7 protein-coding genes, 1 rRNA gene and 1 pseudogene are annotated in these 6133 nt (G+C 38.5%); all 9 read right to left on the bottom strand.

Annotated features, from left to right (window positions below; translation table 11 throughout):
• Positions 1 to 171: ribosomal RNA gene (locus E1I69_RS15035) — 16S ribosomal RNA — on the bottom strand; the annotation flags it as partial.
• 378 nt (positions 172 to 549) lie between these two features.
• On the bottom strand, positions 550 to 2034 hold the full coding sequence (gene lysS / locus E1I69_RS15030; RefSeq protein ID WP_431731887.1) for a lysine--tRNA ligase: 1485 nt from the start codon (positions 2032 to 2034) through the stop codon (positions 550 to 552).
• A gap of 233 nt (positions 2035 to 2267) precedes the next feature.
• Positions 2268 to 2387, bottom strand: a pseudogene (locus tag E1I69_RS15025) (tRNA-dihydrouridine synthase); the annotation flags it as partial.
• A 58-nt stretch (positions 2388 to 2445) separates the two neighbouring features.
• The gene (locus E1I69_RS15020; protein ID WP_136380385.1) at positions 2446 to 2652 is read right to left on the bottom strand and encodes a helix-turn-helix domain-containing protein; all 207 of its coding nucleotides are present in this window, start codon (positions 2650 to 2652) and stop codon (positions 2446 to 2448) included.
• Positions 2604 to 3128 carry a 2-amino-4-hydroxy-6-hydroxymethyldihydropteridine diphosphokinase gene (folK, locus tag E1I69_RS15015; RefSeq protein WP_136380384.1) on the bottom strand — a complete coding sequence of 175 codons (525 nt, stop codon included), beginning with the start codon at positions 3126 to 3128 and terminating at the stop codon, positions 2604 to 2606. Before folK ends, E1I69_RS15020 begins: the two co-directional genes overlap by 49 nt.
• 1 nt (position 3129) lies before the next feature.
• On the bottom strand, positions 3130 to 3489 hold the full coding sequence (gene folB, locus E1I69_RS15010; RefSeq protein WP_136380383.1) for a dihydroneopterin aldolase: 360 nt from the start codon (positions 3487 to 3489) through the stop codon (positions 3130 to 3132).
• 2 nt (positions 3490 to 3491) lie between these two features.
• On the bottom strand, positions 3492 to 4337 hold the full coding sequence (gene folP, locus E1I69_RS15005; protein ID WP_136380382.1) for a dihydropteroate synthase: 846 nt from the start codon (positions 4335 to 4337) through the stop codon (positions 3492 to 3494).
• A gap of 45 nt (positions 4338 to 4382) precedes the next feature.
• A complete protein-coding gene (pabA, locus tag E1I69_RS15000) occupies positions 4383 to 4982 on the bottom strand; it encodes an aminodeoxychorismate/anthranilate synthase component II (RefSeq protein WP_136380381.1) in 600 nt (199 codons plus the stop codon).
• 186 nt (positions 4983 to 5168) lie between these two features.
• On the bottom strand, positions 5169 to 6098 hold the full coding sequence (gene cysK, locus E1I69_RS14995) for a cysteine synthase A (protein ID WP_136380380.1): 930 nt from the start codon (positions 6096 to 6098) through the stop codon (positions 5169 to 5171).
• Positions 6099 to 6133 lie beyond the last annotated feature (35 nt).

The raw sequence follows: 6133 nt of genomic DNA, 5'->3' as shown, positions 1-6133 counted from the left end.
TATTAGCTCCGGTTTCCCGAAGTTATCCCAGTCTTACAGGCAGGTTGCCCACGTGTTACTCACCCGTCCGCCGCTAACCTTTGGGAGCAAGCTCCCTCAGGTTCGCTCGACTTGCATGTATTAGGCACGCCGCCAGCGTTCATCCTGAGCCAGGATCAAACTCTCCAATAAGAGTATTGATTGCTTAAAATACCTTCGGCATTTTTCACAAAATCCGAAGAGGCATTTCAAGAAGCAAAGATCTTGCTCAATAAGTTTTGTTACTTAGAATTAACGTTGACGCTTGTATTGTGTTCAGTTTTCAAAGAACTTTTAAGTTATTATTACTGTTGCTCTCTTGAAGCAACTTTATAATAATATCACCTATCTTTTAGATAGTCAATAACTTTTTTTGTTTCTTTTTATTTCGCGCCACCTCTCAGCGGCAGGTAACTAATATACCACCTATTAAATTTTAAGGCAAGACTTTTTAAGAAAAAAATTATACTAAAAAAGTTTTTTAATAAAAGGGCATAAAAAAAGAGTGGATATCCACTCTTTTTCAAAACATTATTTATGACGCATTTGCGGGAAGAGTAATACGTCTCTAATTGATGGAGAATTCGTTAAGAGCATTACAAGTCTGTCTACTCCGATACCTAATCCGCCTGTTGGTGGTAAACCGTATTCTAACGATTCAACAAAGTCTTCGTCCATCATATGAGCTTCGTCATTTCCTTGCTCTCTTTCTTTAAGCTGAGCTTCAAATCTTTGACGTTGATCAATAGGGTCATTTAATTCTGTAAATGCATTGGCGTGTTCTCTACCCACGATGAATAGCTCAAAGCGGTCTGTAAATCTAGGATCTTCTGGATTTTTCTTCGCAAGTGGAGAAATTTCTACCGGATGTCCATAGATGAATGTTGGTTGAATAAGCTTGTCTTCAATTTTTTGCTCGAAGAACTCATTCACGATGTGACCATATTGCATATGATCATTAATTTCAACATGATTATCTTTCGCAAGTTGTCTAGCTTCTTCAAGGCTCATTTCCTTCCAGAAATCTACCCCTACATATTCTTTAATTGCATCTACCATGTGGAGTCTTTTCCACTCTGGCTTTAAATCAATTTGGTGTTCACCATAAGTGATTGTAGTAGTGCCTAGTACTTCTTGTGCAATATGGGCTACGAGATTTTCGGTAAGGCTCATGATATCTTTATAGTCAGCATAAGCTTCATATAACTCAATCATCGTGAATTCAGGGTTATGGCGTGTTGAGACACCTTCATTACGAAATACCCTTCCAATTTCATAGACCTTTTCTAGACCACCTACAATTAGGCGCTTAAGGTGTAGTTCAATCGCAATCCGCATATATAATGGGATATCCAAAGCATTATGATGAGTAATGAACGGGCGTGCAGATGCACCACCGGGAATAGAATGCATCATTGGTGTTTCCACCTCTAAATAGCCGTGATCATCTAGATAACGTCTCATCGCTCTGATGATTTTACTTCTTGTAATAAAGGTTTCTTTACTTTCCGGGCTCATTATTAAGTCAAGATAACGTTGGCGATAGCGTTGTTCAACGTCTTTTAACCCATGGAATTTGTCAGGTAATGGACGAAGTGCTTTTGATAAAAGTTCAAATGAACTTGCTTTAATAGAAAGCTCTCCTACTTTTGTTTTGAATACAGTACCTGATACACCGACAATATCGCCTAAGTCTGCAATATTGAATACCTCATACTGTTCTTCTCCAACTGAATCAAGACGTACATATAGTTGAATTTGACCAGTTAAGTCTTGAATATGAGCAAATCCTGCTTTACCTTTACCGCGCTTTGTCATAATACGTCCAGCAATCGTTACATTTACCTCTTTTTCGTCTAATTGTTCTTTTGTAAATGCATCATATAAGTCGATAAGCTCACGTGTACTATGTGTTCTTTCGAATCTTTTACCGAATGGGTCTACTCCCATTTCACGCAATGTATGTAACTTTTCTCTTCTGACAATCAATTGGTCATTTAATTCCTCATGATTCATTTTCATCAACTCCTATATCGTTACATGATCTATCATAAATACGAGTACCTATAACTTGTCCTATTCCAATATAAACGTAAAGCAGAAAAACTGCCAGCAAAAACTGGCAGTAGGCTACTTACGGGTATTATAGAGTAGGGAACTTTTGATGTCAAACAATCATCTCACTATTACGTCCTATTACGTTGCTTTTCTTCCACTTCGTCTACGAAGTTTCGTAATAGTGATACTTATTCATTTCGAGTGTTATATTTGTTGACCTCATTCCGAACTATTGCATTGCCACGGATTCCTTTTAAGTACCATGCTGCGTGCTTTCTAAATTCCCTTAGGGCTACCGCTTGATGTTTTGAATAGCCTAAATATGGTCGTCATCCCAGCCCATATATTTATAAAAATCCAAATACTAATCTACCCTTTTGGGGTTAAGTCTTCAAGTGGTACTTTCAGTAGTTCTGAAACCTCTTCTAAAAACGTTTTACTTGGCATTCGTGTTCCCCGCTCCACTTCACCAACCAAGGATACGGAAACCCCCAGGTCTTTTGCTAACCCTTCTTGTGTATACCCCTTTAACTTTCGAAAAGCACGAATACGTCTTCCCCACTTCTCCGCTTCCATATACGTACACCTTCTCTGTCTTGTAATTCATTTAGTAGTAAGGATATTGGCTTCGTTACTGCTGGAATTTGTAGATTTTGATCTATTTCAGCCAACGGCACTAGCACAAATGCTCTTTCTGTCATTCGGGGATGTGGAACGATAAGGTGCTCTGTTTCAATTTTTTCATGATTATAAAGCAAGATATCAAGGTCTAATGTTCTTGGACCCCATCTTATTTTCCTTTCTCTTCCTGACTCGAGCTCAATTTTTTGTAAAACCCACAGTAACTCAAATGGTGGTAAATCTGTTTTTACCTTAAGTACCATATTTAAAAATAAACCCTGATCCTCGTATCCAACAGGGTCTGTTTCATAAATGGACGAGTAATCGTTTATCATAATTCCTTGGTCTTGAATTGCTTTTAATGCAAAACGCAAATATTCTGTTCGTTCCCCTATATTCGTTCCAAGAGCGATATATGCCGTATTATTCATGTTATCGACTCCTTGAGATTTCCACAGCAACTGACTGGAGTTGCCCGGGTATAGGTGGGTCTGGTTTAATGACTTTAATGGTGCAACTTGAAACCAATGAAAAATGGTCTAAAATTTCCGCGGCAATTTTTTCAGCTACGGCTTCTAATAGTTTATATGGTTGTCCCTCAACAATTTCCTTACATAGATTGAAAAGCTCTCCGTAGTGAACGGAATAATCTAGATTATCAGTTTCCCCCGCTTGTTTAACATCCACTTCTACCATCAGGTCAACGAAAAAGCGTTGACCTAATTTGGTTTCTTCTGAAAACACTCCATGATATCCATAAAATTGCATTTGGTTCACATAGATTTTGTCCATTTTTACACTACACCTTTACCAACAAGGACATCCATCATTTTAGCAAGCCTTGCATTCATCTTTACATTATGGATCCGGACAATATCACAGCCTTTTTGAATTCCAAGACAGGTAGTTGCACCGGTTGCTTCATCACGGTCCTGTGGCGGCAAATCAAAAATGTGACCGATAAAGGATTTTCTTGAGGTTCCAAGCAATATAGGATAACCCAGTTCAGAAAAACGGTCTAGTTGACGGATTGTTTCAATATTGTCTTCAAAGGTTTTTGCAAATCCGACTCCGGGATCTAGAATAATGTTTTCATCCTTCACACCTGCTGCTTTTGCAATTTCAACGCTCTCTTTTAAGTCGACGATCATATCATCGATGAGATTCGTGTAGTTTTTATTATCTCTGTTATGCATTAGAATAATGGGGACATGGTAGGCTGCCGCAACTTCAGCCATTTTGGGATCTGCCTTGGCACCCCAGATATCATTAATAATATGTGCTCCTGCTTCGATTGCTTGCTTAGCTACTTCGGATTTATAGGTATCGATGGAAATAGGTACGTGAACTTCCTTAACTAACGCTTTAATGATAGGCACCACTCTAGCAATCTCTTCTTCGTCAGAGAGTCTTTCATATCCTGGTCTGGTTGATTCACCTCCAACATCAATTATATCTGAACCGTCGTTGACCATTTTCTTCGCATGAGCGATAGCCGCCTCTAAATCAAAATAAGAGCCGCCATCTGAAAAAGAATCAGGGGTGATATTTAGAATCCCCATAATCATTGTCTTTTTGGAAAAATCTAATTGATACGGACCACATGTTAGCGTGGGTCTTGTTATTCTATCTCGATCCATTTTCAATCTCCTTTTACTCAGTTTACCCGACAGAACAGTTCAACCTTATTTAGTTGGCACTGTTTCATTTTTACTTCTGATATATAACTCAATTACGTTATTAATTAATTGTTTACCCGCTGTCGTCATAATTGATTCAGGATGAAATTGAACACCCTCAATCGGATATTCCTTATGGCGAATTGCCATGATTTCTCCAGCATCTGTTTCAGCTGAAATCTCAAAGCACTCTGGAAGCGTTTCTTTTTTTACGATTAATGAATGGTACCGTGTCGCAATGAAAGGTTGTTCGACCCCTGAAAAGATGGTCTTACCATCATGCTGGATCTCAGATGTTTTTCCATGCATAAGTCTTTCCGCTTTAATCACATCTCCACCAAACGCTTGGGCAATCGACTGATGTCCTAGGCAAACACCAAAAATCGGGATACGCCCTGCAAAGTGAGAAATTGTGTCTAAGCTTATACCTGCTTCATTTGGTGTACAGGGTCCTGGTGAAATCATAATTAAATCGGGATTCAGTTCCTCAATTTCGTTAAGATTGATTTCATCATTTCTTTTGACGATGATCGTTTCTCCTAATTCTCCAACATATTGTACTAAATTGAATGTAAACGAGTCATAATTATCAATCATTACGATCATTCTAGCTCACCTCATACTCAAATTTTTCTACTCAACTTACTCTACTCTTCGTTTTCTACTCTGATCGACTGTTTTAGTATCCTTTGACTCTATTTCTATATTTTACATGATATACAAATTTCAGTACACCTTAGATAGAAAAAAGAGTCTATTCGTGGAGGAATAGACTCTTTGAGACAATCACCATTATTGCTCATCAAATTGATAAAGAACTGTACTTAAGTAACGCTCACCATTGTCTGGGACAATCGCAAGTACTTTTTTGCCTTTACCTAATTTTTTCGCAATTTGTAGTGCTGCAAAAATTGCGGCACCTGAGGAAATTCCTACAAGGAATCCTTCTTCTTGGCCTGTACGGCGTGCAGTTTCAATTGCTTCCTCATTTTTAACTGTAAACACTTCATCATAAAGTTCTGTGTTTAATACACTCGGTACAAAGTTTGCGCCGATACCTTGGATTTTATGTGGTCCTGGTTTTCCACCAGACAAAATAGCTGAATCAGCTGGTTCAACAGCTACAATTTGGATGTCCGAATACTTCTCTTTTAACACTTGGCCAGCTCCAGTGATTGTTCCACCTGTTCCAATTCCAGCAACAAATGCATCTAATTGATCACCCATTTGTTCAACTATTTCCTTACCAGTCGTTAAACGGTGAACTTCAGGGTTTGCTGGATTATCGAATTGTTGCGGCATGTAATAACCATGTTCTTTTACAAGCTCTTCTGCTTTGTTAACAGCACCTTTCATTCCTTCAGCACCTGGTGTTAAAACAAGCTCAGCACCGTATGCACGTAAAAGATTACGGCGTTCCATACTCATTGTATCTGGCATTACTAAGATTGCTCTATATCCTTTAGCAGCAGCAACCATCGCTAAACCAATACCAGTGTTTCCACTTGTCGGTTCAATGATCGTGTCACCAGGCTTTAAATCTCCATTTTTCTCAGCAGCCTCAATCATTGCTAACGAAATTCTGTCCTTCACACTGCTGCCTGGGTTAAAGAACTCAAGCTTTACATATACATCTGCACTATCTTCATCAACTAAGTGATTAAGTTTTACAACTGGTGTTTGACCGATTAATTCATAAATTGAATTCGCTACTCTTGTCATGATTCCACCCTCAATTCCTACTATTTTTATTGGTT

Origin of the sequence: Bacillus timonensis (genome assembly GCF_004799755.1) — a bacterium.
Taxonomy (GTDB): Bacteria; Bacillota; Bacilli; order Bacillales; family Bacillaceae_L; genus Ferdinandcohnia; species Ferdinandcohnia timonensis_A.
Note: the sequence above shows the minus strand (reverse complement) of the source record. Positions and strands in the feature narration are given on the sequence as shown.